We start from the raw sequence: 16,351 nt of genomic DNA, 5'->3' as shown, positions 1-16,351 counted from the left end.
TACCATGCTCTGTAGAGATAAATTAGAACACGTCAATGCTCATCGCAACGACTGATCAGTTTTCGCTACAGGACATGAGAATGCGCAAAGCACTTTTACCGGTAACCGCTGCGGTGTGTCTTTTTTTGATCGGTGTTTTTATTCTTAATATGCAGCTTTGGTATTCATCTTCGACAGAAACCCTTGGAGGAGCCAGATATGCCGCGAAAAATATGGATAACATACTTGATGAAGCTTTCCAGGCAACCCGCACCGCCAGGCATATTGCTGAAAAAAAGTGCGATCTGGAGGGACAATACCAACTTGGAACCGAAGCTGCGCTCCGACCCCATTTGCGAACGCTGATCATTATCCGGCAGGGGAAGGTTTGGTGTACGTCATTGCCGGGGAATAGGATTTTACTTAAGCAAATCCCCGTAATTGCTGATACAAATCTGTTGCTGACCCCCGCAAGAAATACGGAAAACGAGATACCTGTTCTGCTGTATCAAACTCGTTTTCAAACCAGTCGTATTATTGTCACTATTAGTGGGGTGCATATTCGAGGGGCTCTGAAAGTTCCGTTAAAGGGAGTAGCATACTCATTGCTGGTGGGTGACAACGTACTTGGTTTATTGGGCGATGTGAAAACCGTTACAACAAGCGCACGTGCGTCTGGTCAACTTAATTCCGCAAAGTATCCGTTCAGTATTATTTATAATAAACCGCCACTGTTTAGTGCAAAAAGGCTGGTTACACAGGGTTCAGGGATTCTGGGTTTTATCCTGTTAATGTCTTTTGCAGCCGCTTATGCCATTGATAAGTATCTGAACAAGAACGATACCCCTGAAGAAACGTTGCGCAGGGCGATAGTTAAAGGAGAGATCGTCCCTTTTTATCAACCTATCGTAAATGGTCGCGAGGGGACGTTACGCGGAGTTGAAGTGCTCGCCCGATGGAAACATCCTAAGGCCGGGTATATCTCTCCTGCTTCCTTCATTCCCGTCGCTGAAAAATCAGGCCTGATAGTGCCACTAACTCAAAGCCTGATGAGGCAGGTCGCGGAAAACATGAACGCCATTGCCAGCAAACTGCCATCCGGCTTCCATATAGGCATTAACTTCAGCGCATCCCATATCACATCCCCTACATTCGTGCAGGAATGCCTGCATTACAGGGATAGTTTTAACCGAGATGACCTCAATCTGGTAATCGAAGTTACTGAGCGCGAGCCGTTAGATGTGGATGAAGATCTTGTGCAGAGGCTCAATATCCTGCATGAGAATGGCTTTGTGATTGCGCTGGATGATTTTGGTACGGGCTATTCTGGGCTTTCTTATTTGCATGACCTGCACATTGATTACATTAAAATCGATCAGAGCTTTGTGGGAAGGGTAAATGAGCTTCCCGATTCAACCCGAATTTTGGATTGTGTCCTCGATCTGGCTCGTAAACTATCTTTAAGCATCGTTGCAGAAGGGGTTGAAACGAAGGCCCAGCTTGATTATCTCAACAAAAACAACATTGTTTTCCTACAAGGGTACTATTTCTATAAACCAGTAACCTTCACTGAGTTCGTCATGATTCTGCTGTCAAAGCCTAAAGTGAAGGTTTTTGTCGAATAAATACAAGATAACCTTATTGATGAAAAAGGAGCATAAAATCTGTTTCGGTAGCAAAAATCCGACGATTATCTTTATCGTGAGACAAATCTCAGATTCTGTTATTTAAAATCTATACCCTTATCGATGTGGTGGTTATCTATGTTTTCAAATACAGCAACTGGATAATGGTATGGCAGATATAACATTCGCGATGGAGCGTGATTCAAGTCACAGAGCGGCGAAAAATAAGTTGGATGTGCGAAGCAAAGCGAAGTACACAAATCGCAACCAGCTTGCGATTGCCGCAGTACTATTTTTAGGCGGTATCGTCGGGGTTATTGTTTTGGCATTGTACCTAATGGTGCAGGAAGGGGTGTTTTTATATTGATTGTTTAAATATTCTTATCATTGGTGTATTGCTAGTAGGAGCTGGAACAAGCTACTTCTTCTGTCTTGATGAACGGAATAACATCGTAGGGAATAGCAGTTTGTGGGGAAAGATTGTAGATCTTACCGTCATAGTGGCTACTTACATAAGAAAACGACCTTAATATAAAGCTAAGATCAGCGGGGAGAGTCGTGGGTTGGGCGTTAACTTCATTGTAAAACCGTTTACAGCTACCTTTCAAATCTAAACCGGAAAAAATTATTCTTTCAAACTTTAGACTAATGGCTATTTGTAACGCGCTAAATGCGACCGTAGCGCTACCAAAATGGCCATGTGTTACGTTAGTTGAAAATGCAATTGTTTTCACTTTTCTGAATGCAGAACATTTAATTCGAAGATTCCTGTTAGTCATTGTTTTTATTTTATAGCGAATCTTTCTACCGATACCACCTCTGGATTTGCAAATGTCCTTTAACAGAAAACATGTGTTGAGCAAGTACTCTGCCTCTGTTGAATCAGCTCTTTTAATAACATCTTCACTAATAAAGGTATGCTGAGCATAGGAGGAATACTTATGAAATAAGTCTTTATTGTTTTCATAAAATGAGCCATCACAAACAACATAGATAAAAATAGGGATGTTGTTGTCGATTAAATGACCGGCACTTCCGTTTACGCAAATAAAATTTTTATCGCGCATTCTACTTAATGGAGTGTCCAATGATGATGGTCCGGACAGGTAAATAATGCAATCATCGGAAATTCTATTTTCCATTATCTTATTTAATATATTGTGTGTGATAATCATTGCTTTTACCATGAATATTATTTTTGCAAATGTTACCACTTTCTTTATGGGCTTTCAAATCAGTAATAATGTTGACTTTTATTATATAAATTTGATGAATGAATTCATAAAAATACGAAAGGTAATTATGACTCATGGTAATTATTCTGAATGAATATAATTCACGGCGTTTATGAATGTACCGTGCTATGGACAAGGCGATTAGGTTTATGTTGGGATAAATGAATTAGGGATGCGGTTAGAAGAAGATGTGAGTCGCCTTTGTAAGGCGACTCTATGAAATCATTCAGGATATTTTTCTGAATGATACCGGCTGGATGGGATGCACGTGATAGTTCGACCAACAGGATCTTATAAAATTAGAACTGATAATTTAAAGATACCCAGTAGTTACGACCAGGGTTTACGTATCCGGTAGTGGATTGCGCCGTTTGATAATAATCACCTGCGTAGGTACTATTACGCCCCACCTGGTACAATTTGACCTCACTAAAGTCTTTATCCAGCACGTTATTAACCGCCGTATTAAGCGTCAGATCTTTGGTCAGCTTATAAGACATCCCCATATCGACAACGGTCCAGGCTTTTAAATCAGCGCCTTTATCGTCATAGACGGCCTTTTGTACCGCGCTAAGGTTGTCGTAATTTTCGGTAAAGCGTGGGGCTTTGCCGCGATAACGTGCGCTGAGCCAGGCGTTCATATCTTCCGTTGCCTGCCAGTTCAGACGGGCGTTAGCCATATGTTTTGGTGTGTAACTTAATGGCGCGCCTTTATTGTCACCATCTTTTTGCTTGCTCTGAGTGTAGGTGTAGTTGAGAGATAAGGTCAGCACATCCGACCATAGAGGGAAGGTGCTGGCAAATTCAACGCCATCGGTCCTTGCCTTGCCGCTGTTGGTATAGCTGTTGGTATTATCATCGATAGAATATGAGACAATTTTATTTTTGTATTCGGTATAGAAGCCGGTAATGTTGGCGTTAAGCCCGGCGTCGTTCTCGTAATACAGCCCGGTTTCGTAGCTGATACTTTCCTCAGGTTTGAGGTCCGGGTTACCGACCGTATTCACCGTTCCCTGCGCGGTTACACCGCTGATCCCGTTATGCAACTGGCTTAGTGATGGTGCTTTATAACCTGTCGTTACGCCGCCTTTGAGGGTCCATTCGTCGGATGCGTCCCAGACCATATAGGCACGCGGGCTGAGATGACCGCCAAAGACATCGTTATGCTCATAGCGTGTTCCTACGGTTAAGGCCAGAGAGTCGAGAATATGCCATTCATCTTCCGCATAGGCTGCCCACGTTTTTTGATGAAACGTCTCGCCGGTATTGGCCAGCACCACACCATCTTTCATCCGTGCATCCCAGTATTCTCCGCCAAGGGTTAAGAGGTGTGAATCACCTAATGGCGTCAGCAGCACTGAGTCAAGAATGACGTTGGTGTTCTTCAGTTCACGCGCGTCACCGGCCCGACCTGCGTTCTCTGGCGTGAGTGCGGAAGATACCAATTGCCGGCCTTTGTTTTCAGTTTCATTCCAGCCGAGGGAGGATTTCCAGGTGCCGAAAGTTAAGGCTGTATCGTGGCCGAGGGTCACTTTGTTACGCTCATAGCGTAGCGTTTTATCATACCCCCCTGTCAGGTTGCCCAACTGCCCGTCATCGTTGTCATAGCGCTGTCTGGCGGAATCGAGATCTAACCACAGCGTATTGTTCTCATTGGTTTTCCAGTCGAAGCGCGTACCGATATTGTAGTTTTCCGATTCGGTAGGATAAGGTACGCGGGTGGAGGAGGTATCGCTGAGGGAGGTGACGCTGGAACCCTGACGCTGGGTTGTGCTCCCCCGAACCTGCATATCCAGTACGCCCGCGATTAACGGGCCACTTGACCAGAAGTTGGCAACGGTACTGTTACCCCATTTATTACTCTCTTGCAGGTTAACGCCGGTATTGATGGAAGTGCTCCATTTATCGGTGCTTTTTTTGGTGATGATATTCACCACGCCACCGATTGCGTCGGACCCATAAAGCGTCGACATCGGGCCGCGGATCACCTCAATATGATCGATCGCCGCCAGAGGGGGCATAAAGCTGGTATTCATGGCAGAGAAACCGTTTGGCGTTACGTCGCTGCTGCCGTTTTGACGAATACCGTCAATCAGGATCAAGGTATAGCTGGCAGGCATGCCACGGATGCTGATCTCCAGACCGCCGGTTTTACCGGTGCTGCTTTCAACATCTACCCCTTCAACAGAACGCAGGGCTTCACCTAAGTCATTATATTTATTGGTTTGTAACTCTTGCTGCGAAATAACAGAGACGCTGGCGGCGGCATTGGTGATTTTCTTTTCATAACCAGAAGCGGTTACCACCATGACATCTTCAGCAAATACCAGGGGGCTGGAAAATCCTAAACAGGACAGAACGACAGAGGCAACAGGTTTTAAACGCATAGTCAAACTTCCTTTGTTAAAAATTCAAAGGCAGTAAGATAATTGATGGAAATGATAATACAAATAATTATCATTACAAATTTACATAACTTGTCACTTCTGGTGTTTTTCTTGAATAAATATACATAAATTGTCATGAGTTTTAGATAAGGAATTAGCAGGAAGGGTCAATAGTCCGCACAGGCAATTATTAGTTCGGGATTAATATTCCTGTGAATAAATGGCGAGGGATTAATCTATTTTCTGAGATTCACATCGTACTCATAACGGAGTATCAGAAAAAAGTATGATAATTTTAGAAAATCGTCATACTTTTCTGCGCCGCATCATTTTTTTCATCATTTCTGTCCGCCATAATCCCTTCCCCAGGAGACTGCTTAACGACGGTAAATCGTTATGCGGCATAAAAATAACGTAAATCTGGATATCATAATGATCAAAGGCAAGCTGGCACTGCTTACGTGCGCATTGACTCTCGCATTAACCTCACCACTTCTTGCCGCGCAAAATGCGAGCGAAGGGCAGACGTTAAAACTGGCAATTGGCCCAGAACCAACGGAAGGGTTTGACCCGATGCTGGGCTGGAGTCATGGCAGCTATTTGCTTTTGCATGCACCATTATTAAAACAAAATGCAGATATGAGCTGGGGAAACCTGCTGACGGAAAAAGTAGAGACCAGCGCAGACGGCAAAACCTGGACGTTGACGTTAAAACCTGACCTTAAATTCTCTGATGGTTCCCCGCTAACCGCTGAAGATGTGGTGTTCACCTATAACAAAGCAGCAAAAAGCGGCGGCAAAATCGATATGGGAAACTTCACCCATGCCAGCCTGAAAGATAACCGCACGGTAGAAATTACGCTGAATAGCCCACAGAGCACCTTTGTGAATGTGCTGGGTTCTTTGGGTATTGTTCCGGCGAAACGGTATGACGAAAAAACATTTGCCAAAAATCCGATTGGCGCGGGTCCTTATCGGCTGGTGAGTTTTCAGCCGGGACAGCAGTTGATCGTGGAGGCTAACCCCTGGTATGCCGGTAAGAAAAATGATTTCAGTAAGCTGGTGTTTGTCTTCCTTGATGAAGATAACGCTTATGCCGCAGCGCGCAGTGGCCAACTGGGACTCGTACGTATCGCGCCGTCGATGGCGGTCGCTCCTCAGCAGAAAAACTTGAAACTTTGGGTACGCGATAGCGTGGAAAACCGGGGCATTGTGTTCCCGATGGTTCCTGCAGGTAAAAAAGACGCCAATGGCTATCCAATTGGGAACGATATCACTGCTGATGTTGCCATCAGGCGCGCCATCAACTATGCCATCGACCGTAAGCAGCTTGCCGAGCAGGTCATGGAAGGTCATGCGATTCCTGCGTATAGCGCAGTGCAGGGGCTGCCATGGCAGGGGCAATCCGTTGCGTTCAAAGATGGTGATAGCGAAAAAGCACGTACGATTCTGGAAGAAGCCGGTTGGAAGGTAGGTAAAGATGGCGTGCGAGTGAAAGACGGCAAAGAGGCTCGACTGACTTTATGGTACGCCAGCGGTGACAGTACGCGCCGGGATTTAGCCGAAGCTGTTCGCGCAATGTTGGAGCCGGTGGGTATTCAGATCTCGCTGCAATCAGGAAGCTGGGAAACGGTTGAGCGTCACATGCATGCGAACCCAACACTATTTGGTTGGGGAAGCCTGGATCCGATGGAGCTTTTCCATCATTACAGTAATCAGGCCGCGGGCGTGGAATATTACAACCCAGGTTATTACAGCAATCCTGTTGTTGAACAGCACCTTAAACAGGCTATCGACGCCCCAGACTGGCAAAAAGCGTTACCTTTCTGGCAACAGGTGGAGTGGGATGGTAAGCAAGGGGCTGGCGTGCAGGGCGATGCTGCCTGGGCATGGCTGTTGAATATTCAGCACACCTACCTGGCAAATCCGTGTATTGATTTAGGCAAAGGCGCACCGGAGATTCACGGTAGCTGGTCACTGCTCAATAATTTGGACGATTGGACCTGGACCTGCCGTTGATGAAGTCTGTTGTGGGCCATTTTCTACGGCTGATAGTGTTATTAGTGCTGGTTGCGGCTGGCACTTTTGTGCTGCTCAGCTTTTCTCCAGTCGATCCGATTCGCGCTTATATCGGCAACGATCTCCTGCATGTGCCGCCGGAGCAATATGCGCGCATTGCTGCTCGCTGGGGATTGGACCAGCCGCTATGGGAGCGTTTTGGTCACTGGTTTGTTCGTGTATTGCAGGGCGATCTCGGCTATTCCATGTTGTTTAATGCGCCGGTTGCCAGCGTGATCAAGGAACGCTTTTCCACCTCGTTTGCGCTGCTTGGCGGCGCGTGGCTACTCTCCGGCATATTGGGAACGGCAATGGGGTTTGTCGCGGGTCGCTACCTGAATCGCTGGCCGGACAAAGCAATCTGTCGCCTCAGCTATCTGCTCTCCTCGTTGCCGACCTTCTGGATTGGCATGTTGCTGCTGGCGTTATTTGCCGTGCGCTGGCCGGTATTTCCGGTCTGCTGCGCGTGGGAGCCGGGCAACAGCGGCGATATGGCGACGCTGACTGAGCGTCTGCGCCATCTGGTGCTTCCCGTTTGCGCGCTCAGTTTGCTGGGGCTGGGACAAATTACGCTTCATACGCGGGAAAGCATCGCCAGCGTAATGAAAAGCGAATTTGTCCGTTTTGCGCGTTCCCAGGGAGATAAAGGCTGGTCACTGTTACGCCATCAGGTTCTGCGTCATGCAATTACGCCTGCGCTGTGTTTGCAGTTTGCCTCACTGGGAGAACTGTTGGGAGGTGCACTATTGGCCGAAAAAGTCTTTGCTTATCCAGGTCTGGGGCAGGCCACTATTGATGCCGGGTTACGCGGCGATCTGCCGTTACTGATGGGGATTGTGTTGTTCAGTACCGTACTGGTGTTCATTGGCAATTCGCTGTCTACTTGGCTTGTCCGTATGTTGAACCGTGCTCTGGAGCGACCTGATGCTCTATAACCCGACGCCGACGCTAATTCGTCTTTTGTTCTCTTTTAGCTGCCTGTTATTCATTGCAGTGTATGGTGCCGCAATGCTGGACAACCCGTTGAGCGTTAATCTGCTTGCCCGTCATCTTCCACCTGATGCGATGTACTGGTTTGGCACCGATAACCTCGGTCGCGATCTGTGGGTCCGTTGTTTTCAGGGTGCACTAACCAGTCTGCAAATTGGTATTGGTGCGGCGTTGTGCAGCGGTTTCATTGCGTTAATGATGGCGGCGGTTTCGCGCATACATCCGCGTCTGGATGTACTTATGCGTCTGATTACTGATGCCATGCTATCGATGCCGCATCTGCTGTTGCTTATTTTGATCTGTTTTACGTTGGGCGGCGGGAAAAACGGGGTAATCATGGCGGTTGCACTAACGCACTGGCCGCGTCTGGCGCTGATCCTGCGTGCTGAGGCGCAGCGCGTGGCCCACAGTGACTATCTGACGTTGACCTGGCGTCTGGGACACGGCCATTTTTACTGCTGGCGGCATCACTATCTACCAGCGTTGTTACCCCAGTGGTTAACCGGGACATTGCTGATGTTTCCCCATGCGGTGTTACACAGCGCGGCGTTAAGCTTCCTCGGTTTTGGACTGGCACCGCATGAACCGTCGCTGGGCCTGCTGCTGGCGGATGCGCTGAGGTTTATCAGTCATGGTGATTGGTGGTTAGTGCTGTTTCCAGGACTGATGCTGTTCAGTCTGGTGATGTTATTCGATCAGCTCGCAAGGGCGGTGCATCGTTTATGGTTACGAGGTGACGCATGTTGAGTTTAAGGCAGGTCTCGCTGGACGTGGCGCGTTATCGCTGGTACGGCGCGAAAAACTGGACTTCGCTGTTGCAGGATATCTCTTTCGACGTAGCGCCTGGTCAGATGGTGGCGCTAGTTGGAGGAAGTGGAGAAGGTAAAAGCCTGTTGCTGCAATGTCTGCTCGATCTCTTACCAGACAATTTGCGTTTCAACGGCGTTATTACCCTGGAAGGTAAAACGCTGGACAGTGATGACATTCGCAAATGTCGTGGCAATACCTTCAGCTACGTCCCGCAAGGTATTCAGGCACTTAACCCGCTGCTCTCGATTGAAAAGCATCTGCGCAGGGCATGCCAGCTTTCTGACCAGCAATGGAATGCCGGAAAAATTGAACGATTGCTCCAACGTAGCCGACTGGAAAGTCGTGTATTAGATGCTTTTCCGCGTCAGCTTTCAGGCGGTATGGCAAAACGTGTTCTGGCTTGTCATGCGTCTCTGAGTCAGGCTCGCTATATTCTGGCGGATGAAATTACCGCCTGGCTTGATGCACCTCTCGCTAATCAACTTCTTGAACAGTTGCGTGAGCAATGTGAGCAAGGGGCTGGCGTTTTATGGGTAACACATGACCTCACGCTGGCGGCCCGCCATGCGGATCGTATTGTCGCGCTGCATCAGGGAATGGTGTCGGATAACGTCAGCCGGGAACAGCTGTTACGCGGAGAGATTAGCGAACACCTGCAACGACAATGGCGGGCGCTGCCTGAAAGAAATCAACTTTTTGGAGAGCGCGATGCTGTGCTGTCGTGATGTAACAATCTGTCAGGGGGAAAAGGTTCTGTGGCAAAATCTGACCTTCTCTCTACGCCCTGGAGAACGTATTGGGATTTGTGCGCCCAGTGGAACGGGCAAAACGACGCTGGGACGCGTGCTGGCGGGCTGGCAGAAACCAACTTCCGGTGACATTCTGATTGATGATCAACCTTTGCCGATGCACCAGTATTGCCCGGTGCAACTGGTGCCACAGCATCCGGAATTAACCTTTAACCCCCGACGCAGCACCGGCGATGCGGTGCATGATGCCTGGCGGCCTGGCGCAGAAATCCTTACCCGCCTGCATATCAAACCGGAATGGTTAACCCGTCGCCCTGGACAGCTTTCTGGTGGTGAACTGGCGCGAATCGCCATACTTCGTGCGCTGGACCCGCGTACCCGTTTTCTTATTGCCGATGAGATTACCGCCCAGCTCGACCCTTCCATTCAAAGAGATATCTGGGTACTGCTGCTCGAAGAATGCCAGCGTCGACCATTAGGCATGCTCATTATCAGTCATCAGCAGGCGCTGCTTGATCAGATCTGCACGCGGACGCTACTCTCTTAGGTCTCTTTCGCATTTCAGGCAAATAACTAACGTGATCGTAAAAACTATCGCTGTGGCTGCGCTAATGTACGGGGCGGGGGCTTTTGCAGCACATGCTTCCATTCAGGTGGGTTTTTCACCGGAAGGGTCGGCTCGGGCTTTAGTGCTGGATTCAATTAACCATGCGCAGTACAGCATCGATATGATGGCTTATTCATTTCAGTCTGCAGATATTGTTCAGGCCCTGGTAAACGCTGAAAAGAGAGGCGTTGTGGTCCGGGCTGTTATCGATAAGAAACGTAACCAGGGCAAGGTTAGCCAGAAGGCCATCGCGTTTGCTGCCGCGAATGGGGTTGATGTGCAACTGGATAGTCACTACCACATCCAGCATGACAAGGTAATGATTATTGATGGCGACACGCTGGAAACCGGTTCGTTCAACTTTGCCAAATCCGCAGAATTTGCCAACTCTGAAAATGTGTTAGTTATTCGTGACGAACCTGCCGTTGTTGCGCAGTATCAGGTCCATTTTGACAGCCGTTGGAAAATCGCGCACCAGAGCGGTTAAATACTTCACAACGCCGTTGATTTAAATGTGATGTTATATTATAACAACTCACTCACAAATGATTTGAGGGTGAAATTTTGGCTATTCGTTTTAAGAAACTGACAATCGCTCTGGGGATGCTTTTAGTCAGTAGTTCGGTTCTGGCGCATGGTCATCATTCCCATGGTGCGCCAATGAGTGAAGCAGAACAAAAGGCGTCGGAAGGGGTATTTGATGATAACCAGGTGCAGAACAGGGCGCTGACCGACTGGGATGGCATGTGGCAATCTGTTTATCCGTATCTGGTCAGCGGCGAACTTGATCCAGTATTCAAAAAGAAAGCGGAGAAAGATAAAAGCAAAACGGCAGAACAAATCAAAGCGTATTACCGTACAGGCTATGCAACCAACGTAGACACTATCGGTATTGAAAATGGCGTGATGGAGTTTCATACCGGGAATCAGGTTGCATCATGTAAATACGACTACGCCGGATATAAGATCCTGAATTATAAATCAGGCAAGAAAGGTGTACGGTATCTGTTTGAGTGTAAAGCCGCTGACAGCAAAGCGCCTAAATATGTGCAATTTAGCGATCATATTATCGCGCCGCGTAAATCGAGCCACTTCCATATCTATATGGGAAATACCTCGCAGGCAGCCTTGCTTGAAGAGATGGAAAACTGGCCTACCTATTACCCTTATCAGTTGAAGGGAGAAGAGGTTGTGGATGAGATGCTGCACCATTAATCTGGGCTAACCTTACCTGTACACACCCGTCACCAGTGGCGGGTTTTTTAATTCATAACCTTCTCTTTCCATCACCCGATGCATTCGTTAGCATATTGTATCGCAGCAAGTGCATGTGTTTTTTCAGGAAGAGGTTAACGTGTTCGCAGAGTATGGAGTTCTGAATTACTGGACGTATCTGGTGGGAGCCATTTTTATCGTGTTGGTACCGGGGCCAAATACGATATTTGTTTTGAAGAACAGCGTCGGTCGGGGAGTGAAGGGGGGTTATCTCGCCGCAAGTGGTGTGTTTATCGGTGATGCCGTGTTGATGTTTTTGGCCTATGCCGGTGTTGCCGCATTGATCAAAACAACGCCCGTTTTGTTCAACATCGTTCGCTATCTTGGCGCGTTTTATCTGCTGTACCTCGGTGCGAAGATCCTATATGCGACACTGAAATCGAAAGCAAGCGACTCCGCACCTGAGGAAGTCCCGTTTGGCGCTATTTTTAAGCGTGCATTAATTCTGAGCCTGACGAATCCAAAAGCTATTTTGTTTTATGTTTCGTTCTTCGTGCAGTTTATTGATGTCAATGCACCGCACTCAGGGCTGTCATTCTTTATTTTGGCCATTACGCTTGAAGTAGTGAGCTTTTTCTATCTGAGCTTCCTTATTTTCTCCGGCGCGTTCGTGACACAGTATATTCGCACGAAGAAAAAACTGGCCAAAGTGGGTAATTCCCTAATCGGCCTGATTTTCGTTGGTTTTGCCGCTCGTCTGGCCACGCTTCAGTCGTGATGCTATCGGCCCGCTGGTTGCGGCGGGCCTTCAATATGACGCTTTGCTTTTCATTTATAATTGTAGGGTTATAACCAATAAATGGTATTTTAAATGTATATTTTGAGGCGTACCCTGTGTACAGCAGCGATTCAATAAGACTCGCTGGTTGTCGACTGGAAAAGGGAAGAAAAATGCTTCAAATTCCACAGAATCATATCCATACACGCTCTACACCATTCTGGAACAAAGAAACTGCGCCTGCCGGAATTTTCGAACGCCACCTTGATAAAGGAACTCGTGCTGGGGTTTATCCACGACTTTCGGTTATGCAGGGGGCGGTCAAATATCTCGGATACGCCGATGAACACAGTCCGGAGCCAGTAGAGGTGATGGTTATTGAAGCCGGTCAGTTTGGCGTTTTTCCGCCGGAAAAATGGCATAACATCGAAGTGATGACCGACGACACTTACTTTAATATCGATTTTTTCGTTGCCCCGGAAGTTCTGATGGAGAGTGCAAATCAACGAAAAGTCGTGCGCACCGGCAAGGAGTAAATCATGGGCAAAGCAACCTATACCGTAACCGTGACCAATAACAGTAACGGTGTTTCTGTTGATTATGAAACAGAAGCGCCGATGACATTACTGGTGCCAGATGTGGCAGCTGAAGTGGTCAAAGACTTGGTCAATACCGTTCGTTCGTACGATACCGAGAATGAGCATGAAGTCTGCGGATGGTAGGCGTTAAATACTCTTACTGATTGAATACACAGAATTTTAATGTACTAACCGCACAGTGTTTTGACGGCGCCGTGCGGTTTTTTTATTTGTGTTGAACGTAGTGATGTCCGAAAAAAGATTTCTTAAGAATACCTTAAGAAATTCGCATTGAATGCTAATTGTCGATCATTCACAGGAGTTATGATCGCAAAATAGTAACAATACAGAACTTCGCGCTTATGAAACTGAATACCCAAATTACATTCCCCACACTTATTCTAGGACTGGTCATTGTGGCGATCCCGTTCACCGCGAACTGGAATCTTCCGCTGCTTAACGGCACTGTCGTCAGATGGATCGAAAATGGGCAGGCGCTATGGCTACTGTTTGGTGCCGTATTTACCCTTGGCTATATCCGGCCTTTATCACGCCCTGAAGGCGAGAAGCAATTTTGGCTTTGGGCAGCCGTGTGGTGGTTGGTATTGCTGGGGAGAAGCACCAGTTGGGGCCGTGACTATTTCCCGGAGCAGCCTAGACTTCTGTTCAGAGCTATCTCTGTTGTAATGATTTCCATGATTATTCTGCCGGTGCTGTTGTCGAAGCGCTTACGCCTGGATATTGTCCGACGCGTGCGTAATGAACCGTTACCGCTCTGGCTGCTGACGATCACCGCCTGCGCATTTTTGATTTCCGATACGGTAGAGCATCATCGTCTGCTGGCTCCCATCTTCCTGCACAATGTCCAATATGGCGATATGATTGAAGAATTGTACGAACTACCGTTTATGGCTGGCCTGTTTCTGATGAATCTCGGTTTTATGCAGCGGGATATGCAGGAGGAATCTTCCTCCATCCGCTTCAGTGAACCACACCTGGTAAAGTAATGAGATAAAACCTGAGTCTGGGTATCCAGACTCAGGTGGCGAGGGTGGGGAATTACGCAATGGCCTCACATAAGCGTGATTTCATGTCGCTATACGATTGAGCGGCATACTTTTCAGCCCATCTCTGATCGCTAATGTGCTCGATATTTACGGCACAATATTTGGTTTCCGGCGTTTTCGAGATTGGATCGAGGTTATCCTGGGTCAACTCGTTGCATGCACCAATCCACCATTGATAGGTCATATACACCGTTCCGGAATTGATACGCTCGGATACATCCGCACGGCTGATGACCTTACCCCGACGCGAGCTGACCCACACCAGATCACGATGACGGATACCCAGTTTTTCGGCATCATGGGTATTGATTTGCACATATCCTGGTTCATCAGCCAACGCTTGTAACGCTGCGCAGTTACCGGTCATCGAGCGACAAGAGTAATGCCCAACTTCACGCACGGTACACAACACCAGCGGATAATTGTCATCCGGAACTTCTGCGGGCGCTCGCCACGGTGCGGCAAACAGTTTGCCTTTGCCGTTGACGGTATCAAACTGGCTGTGCGCGTAAAGGTACGGCGTACCAGGACTATCGAGATCGGGGCACGGCCACTGAACATGCCCCATTTCCCCCATTTTCTCATAGGTCACGCCGTAGAACAGCGGGCACAGCTCGCGCATCTCATCCCAGATTTGCTGGTTATTTTGATACTGCATTGGATAGCCCATTTCGCTGGCCAGCAGGCTGATAATCTCCCAGTCACGCTTTACATCACCGGTGGGTTCAATCGCTTTCTCAAAACGCTGGAAGCCACGATCGGCGCAGGTAAAGACACCGCCATGTTCGCCCCATGAGGTGGCCGGCAGGAGGACGTCGGCCATTTCCGCTGTCTTAGTCATGAAGATATCCTGCACGACGATAAAATCGAGCGCGTTAAACCCTTCGCGAACCAGGCCCAGGTCCGCCTCGGTTTGCAGCGGATCTTCTCCCATGATGTAGTAGGCTTTTATTTTGCCTTCGATAGCAAGGTGAGGAACTTCGGTGATGCGCGTTCCAACCTTGTCATCCATCTGATTAACGTCAATGCCCCATGCGCTGGCGAATTTTTCCCTGACGGCGGAATCGGTCACGTCCTGATACCCCGGGAACTGGTTAGGTAGTACCCCCATATCGCACGCTCCCTGCACGTTATTTTGCCCGCGAACGGGGCCAACGCCGACGTTAGGGCGACCCAGATTCCCGGTCAACAACGCCAGGCTCGACAAACCGCGAACCACATCAACGGCCTGACCAAACTGGGTGACGCCCATCCCCCACATTACGGTTGCCGATGGTGCTGCGGCAAATGTACGCATTGCCTGACGAACCTGCTGTGCGGGAATGCCGGTCAAATGTTCAACGGCTTCAGGCGCATAGCCCTTAACGGTTTCCCAGTATGTTTCCAACCCTTCCGCATGCTTTTGCACATACTCGCGATCGTAGAGTTGCTCTTCGATAAGAACATGACCAAAGGCATTAACCAGCGCCATGTTGCAACCGTTTTTCAACTGCAAATGTTGGTCAGCAATACGGGCGGTTTCAATACGACGTGGGTCGCAGACAATGATTTTTGCGCCATTCTGGCGAGCTTTAATCACTCGTCGGGCCACGATTGGGTGCGAGTCGGCGCAGTTATAACCAAAGATCAGCAGGCATTTTGAGTTTTCAATGTCGCTGATGGAATTGCTCATGGCGCCATTGCCTAACGTTTCCTGTAATCCGGCAACGGAAGGGCCATGACAGACGCGGGCACAACAATCGACATTATTGGTATGAAGTACGCCACGTGCGAATTTTTGCATCACGTAGTTGGTTTCATTTCCGGTTCCCCGGGAAGAGCCGGTAGTCATGATGGCGCGAGGGCCATAGGTATTTTTGATTTCAGATAAGCGTTTTGCGGTGTAACGAATGGCTTCATCCCAGCTAACGGGCGTGAATTTGCCACCTTTTTCATAACGGATCATCGGGCGAGTCAGACGGGGAGTCAGGAGGCGTGTGTCGTTAAGAAAGTCCCAACCATAATAGCCTTTCAGGCATAACTGATTTTGGTTCGTTACACCCTCTGCGGCTTCGGCGCGGATGATTTTGTTATTTTCGACAACAAGCTTGAGCTTGCACCCGGCCCCACAGTATGGGCAAACACTGGTGATTTTTTTCATCAATAACAGACCTGTTAAATGCTGAAATAGCGCGAATTGTAGACGCAGCCACGCGATAAGCACCGTGGACTACGATTTGTCGTATCGACGGGTTGTTTAAGCATAAAGTGTGCCAGAAGTGAAAACCCAGCAA

Annotated in this window: 16 protein-coding genes; 13 read left to right on the top strand and 3 right to left on the bottom strand. The window is 48.3% G+C overall.

Going from position 1 to position 16,351, the window contains the following annotated elements; genetic code table 11:
• Positions 1–80 precede the first annotated feature (80 nt).
• Both SK35_RS14525 and SK35_RS14520 read left to right on the top strand, forming a co-directional pair.
• A complete protein-coding gene (locus SK35_RS14525) occupies positions 81–1,604 on the top strand; it encodes an EAL domain-containing protein (protein WP_048214391.1) in 1,524 nt (507 codons plus the stop codon).
• A gap of 169 nt (positions 1,605–1,773) precedes the next feature.
• Complete coding sequence (locus SK35_RS14520; protein WP_048214390.1) at positions 1,774–1,971, top strand: hypothetical protein; 198 nt, start codon at positions 1,774–1,776, stop codon at positions 1,969–1,971.
• 31 nt (positions 1,972–2,002) lie between these two features.
• On the opposite strand, the gene waaZ is transcribed toward SK35_RS14520, so the two are convergent.
• The gene (waaZ, locus tag SK35_RS14515) at positions 2,003–2,779 is read right to left on the bottom strand and encodes a 3-deoxy-D-manno-oct-2-ulosonate III transferase WaaZ (protein ID WP_048214389.1); all 777 of its coding nucleotides are present in this window, start codon (positions 2,777–2,779) and stop codon (positions 2,003–2,005) included.
• 359 nt (positions 2,780–3,138) lie between these two features.
• Positions 3,139–5,226 carry a TonB-dependent receptor gene (locus SK35_RS14510; protein WP_048214388.1) on the bottom strand — a complete coding sequence of 696 codons (2,088 nt, stop codon included), beginning with the start codon at positions 5,224–5,226 and terminating at the stop codon, positions 3,139–3,141.
• A 396-nt stretch (positions 5,227–5,622) separates the two neighbouring features.
• Here SK35_RS14510 and SK35_RS14505 point away from each other — a divergent pair, with 396 nt between their 5' ends.
• From SK35_RS14505 to SK35_RS14455, 11 genes are all read left to right on the top strand, one after another.
• On the top strand, positions 5,623–7,245 hold the full coding sequence (locus SK35_RS14505; RefSeq protein ID WP_156174759.1) for an ABC transporter substrate-binding protein: 1,623 nt from the start codon (positions 5,623–5,625) through the stop codon (positions 7,243–7,245).
• Positions 7,245–8,219 (top strand): ABC transporter permease, encoded by a 975-nt coding sequence (locus SK35_RS14500; RefSeq protein WP_048214387.1) that lies wholly within the window; start codon positions 7,245–7,247, stop codon positions 8,217–8,219. Before SK35_RS14505 ends, SK35_RS14500 begins: the two co-directional genes overlap by 1 nt.
• Positions 8,209–9,021 carry an ABC transporter permease gene (locus tag SK35_RS14495; RefSeq protein WP_048214386.1) on the top strand — a complete coding sequence of 271 codons (813 nt, stop codon included), beginning with the start codon at positions 8,209–8,211 and terminating at the stop codon, positions 9,019–9,021. Before SK35_RS14500 ends, SK35_RS14495 begins: the two co-directional genes overlap by 11 nt.
• A complete protein-coding gene (locus SK35_RS14490; RefSeq protein ID WP_048214385.1) occupies positions 9,015–9,809 on the top strand; it encodes an ATP-binding cassette domain-containing protein in 795 nt (264 codons plus the stop codon). Before SK35_RS14495 ends, SK35_RS14490 begins: the two co-directional genes overlap by 7 nt.
• Positions 9,793–10,380, top strand: coding sequence for an ATP-binding cassette domain-containing protein (locus SK35_RS14485; protein WP_048214384.1), 588 nt, complete (start codon positions 9,793–9,795; stop codon positions 10,378–10,380). Before SK35_RS14490 ends, SK35_RS14485 begins: the two co-directional genes overlap by 17 nt.
• Before the next feature lie 31 nt (positions 10,381–10,411).
• On the top strand, positions 10,412–10,927 hold the full coding sequence (locus SK35_RS14480) for a phospholipase D family nuclease (RefSeq protein ID WP_048214383.1): 516 nt from the start codon (positions 10,412–10,414) through the stop codon (positions 10,925–10,927).
• A gap of 116 nt (positions 10,928–11,043) precedes the next feature.
• On the top strand, positions 11,044–11,655 hold the full coding sequence (zinT, locus tag SK35_RS14475) for a metal-binding protein ZinT (protein WP_231912251.1): 612 nt from the start codon (positions 11,044–11,046) through the stop codon (positions 11,653–11,655).
• Between the two features lie 139 nt (positions 11,656–11,794).
• Entirely contained in the window at positions 11,795–12,433 is a 639-nt protein-coding gene (leuE, locus tag SK35_RS14470) for a leucine efflux protein LeuE (RefSeq protein WP_048216323.1), read from the top strand.
• A 173-nt stretch (positions 12,434–12,606) separates the two neighbouring features.
• Entirely contained in the window at positions 12,607–12,969 is a 363-nt protein-coding gene (gene yeaR, locus SK35_RS14465) for a DUF1971 domain-containing protein YeaR (protein ID WP_003030735.1), read from the top strand.
• A gap of 3 nt (positions 12,970–12,972) precedes the next feature.
• Positions 12,973–13,155, top strand: a complete 183-nt coding sequence (locus SK35_RS14460) for a DUF1869 domain-containing protein (protein WP_003832433.1) — start codon at positions 12,973–12,975, stop codon at positions 13,153–13,155.
• A gap of 218 nt (positions 13,156–13,373) precedes the next feature.
• Positions 13,374–14,018 carry a hypothetical protein gene (locus tag SK35_RS14455; protein ID WP_048214381.1) on the top strand — a complete coding sequence of 215 codons (645 nt, stop codon included), beginning with the start codon at positions 13,374–13,376 and terminating at the stop codon, positions 14,016–14,018.
• A gap of 52 nt (positions 14,019–14,070) precedes the next feature.
• On the opposite strand, the gene fdhF is transcribed toward SK35_RS14455, so the two are convergent.
• Positions 14,071–16,218 (bottom strand): formate dehydrogenase subunit alpha, encoded by a 2,148-nt coding sequence (fdhF, locus tag SK35_RS14450; protein ID WP_048214380.1) that lies wholly within the window; start codon positions 16,216–16,218, stop codon positions 14,071–14,073.
• Positions 16,219–16,351 lie beyond the last annotated feature (133 nt).

The organism is Citrobacter sp. MGH105, assembly GCF_001037485.2.
In the GTDB taxonomy this organism is placed as follows: domain Bacteria; phylum Pseudomonadota; class Gammaproteobacteria; order Enterobacterales; family Enterobacteriaceae; genus Citrobacter; species Citrobacter portucalensis.
This window is presented reverse-complemented; position numbering and strand designations above follow the sequence as displayed.

Excerpts from the sequence above, each read along its gene's own strand:
- SK35_RS14525 (WP_048214391.1), top strand. The coding sequence starts at position 81 with ATGCGCAAAGCACTTTTACCGGTAACCGCTGCGGTGTGTCTTTTTTTG.
- SK35_RS14520 (WP_048214390.1), top strand. The coding sequence starts at position 1,774 with ATGGCAGATATAACATTCGCGATGGAGCGTGATTCAAGTCACAGAGCG.
- waaZ (WP_048214389.1), bottom strand. The coding sequence starts at position 2,779 with ATGATTATCACACACAATATATTAAATAAGATAATGGAAAATAGAATT.
- SK35_RS14510 (WP_048214388.1), bottom strand. The coding sequence starts at position 5,226 with ATGCGTTTAAAACCTGTTGCCTCTGTCGTTCTGTCCTGTTTAGGATTT.
- SK35_RS14505 (WP_156174759.1), top strand. The coding sequence starts at position 5,623 with ATGCGGCATAAAAATAACGTAAATCTGGATATCATAATGATCAAAGGC.
- SK35_RS14500 (WP_048214387.1), top strand. The coding sequence starts at position 7,245 with ATGAAGTCTGTTGTGGGCCATTTTCTACGGCTGATAGTGTTATTAGTG.
- SK35_RS14495 (WP_048214386.1), top strand. The coding sequence starts at position 8,209 with ATGCTCTATAACCCGACGCCGACGCTAATTCGTCTTTTGTTCTCTTTT.
- SK35_RS14490 (WP_048214385.1), top strand. The coding sequence starts at position 9,015 with ATGTTGAGTTTAAGGCAGGTCTCGCTGGACGTGGCGCGTTATCGCTGG.
- SK35_RS14485 (WP_048214384.1), top strand. The coding sequence starts at position 9,793 with ATGCTGTGCTGTCGTGATGTAACAATCTGTCAGGGGGAAAAGGTTCTG.
- zinT (WP_231912251.1), top strand. The coding sequence starts at position 11,044 with ATGCTTTTAGTCAGTAGTTCGGTTCTGGCGCATGGTCATCATTCCCAT.
- yeaR (WP_003030735.1), top strand. The coding sequence starts at position 12,607 with ATGCTTCAAATTCCACAGAATCATATCCATACACGCTCTACACCATTC.
- SK35_RS14460 (WP_003832433.1), top strand. The coding sequence starts at position 12,973 with ATGGGCAAAGCAACCTATACCGTAACCGTGACCAATAACAGTAACGGT.
- SK35_RS14455 (WP_048214381.1), top strand. The coding sequence starts at position 13,374 with ATGAAACTGAATACCCAAATTACATTCCCCACACTTATTCTAGGACTG.
- fdhF (WP_048214380.1), bottom strand. The coding sequence starts at position 16,218 with ATGAAAAAAATCACCAGTGTTTGCCCATACTGTGGGGCCGGGTGCAAG.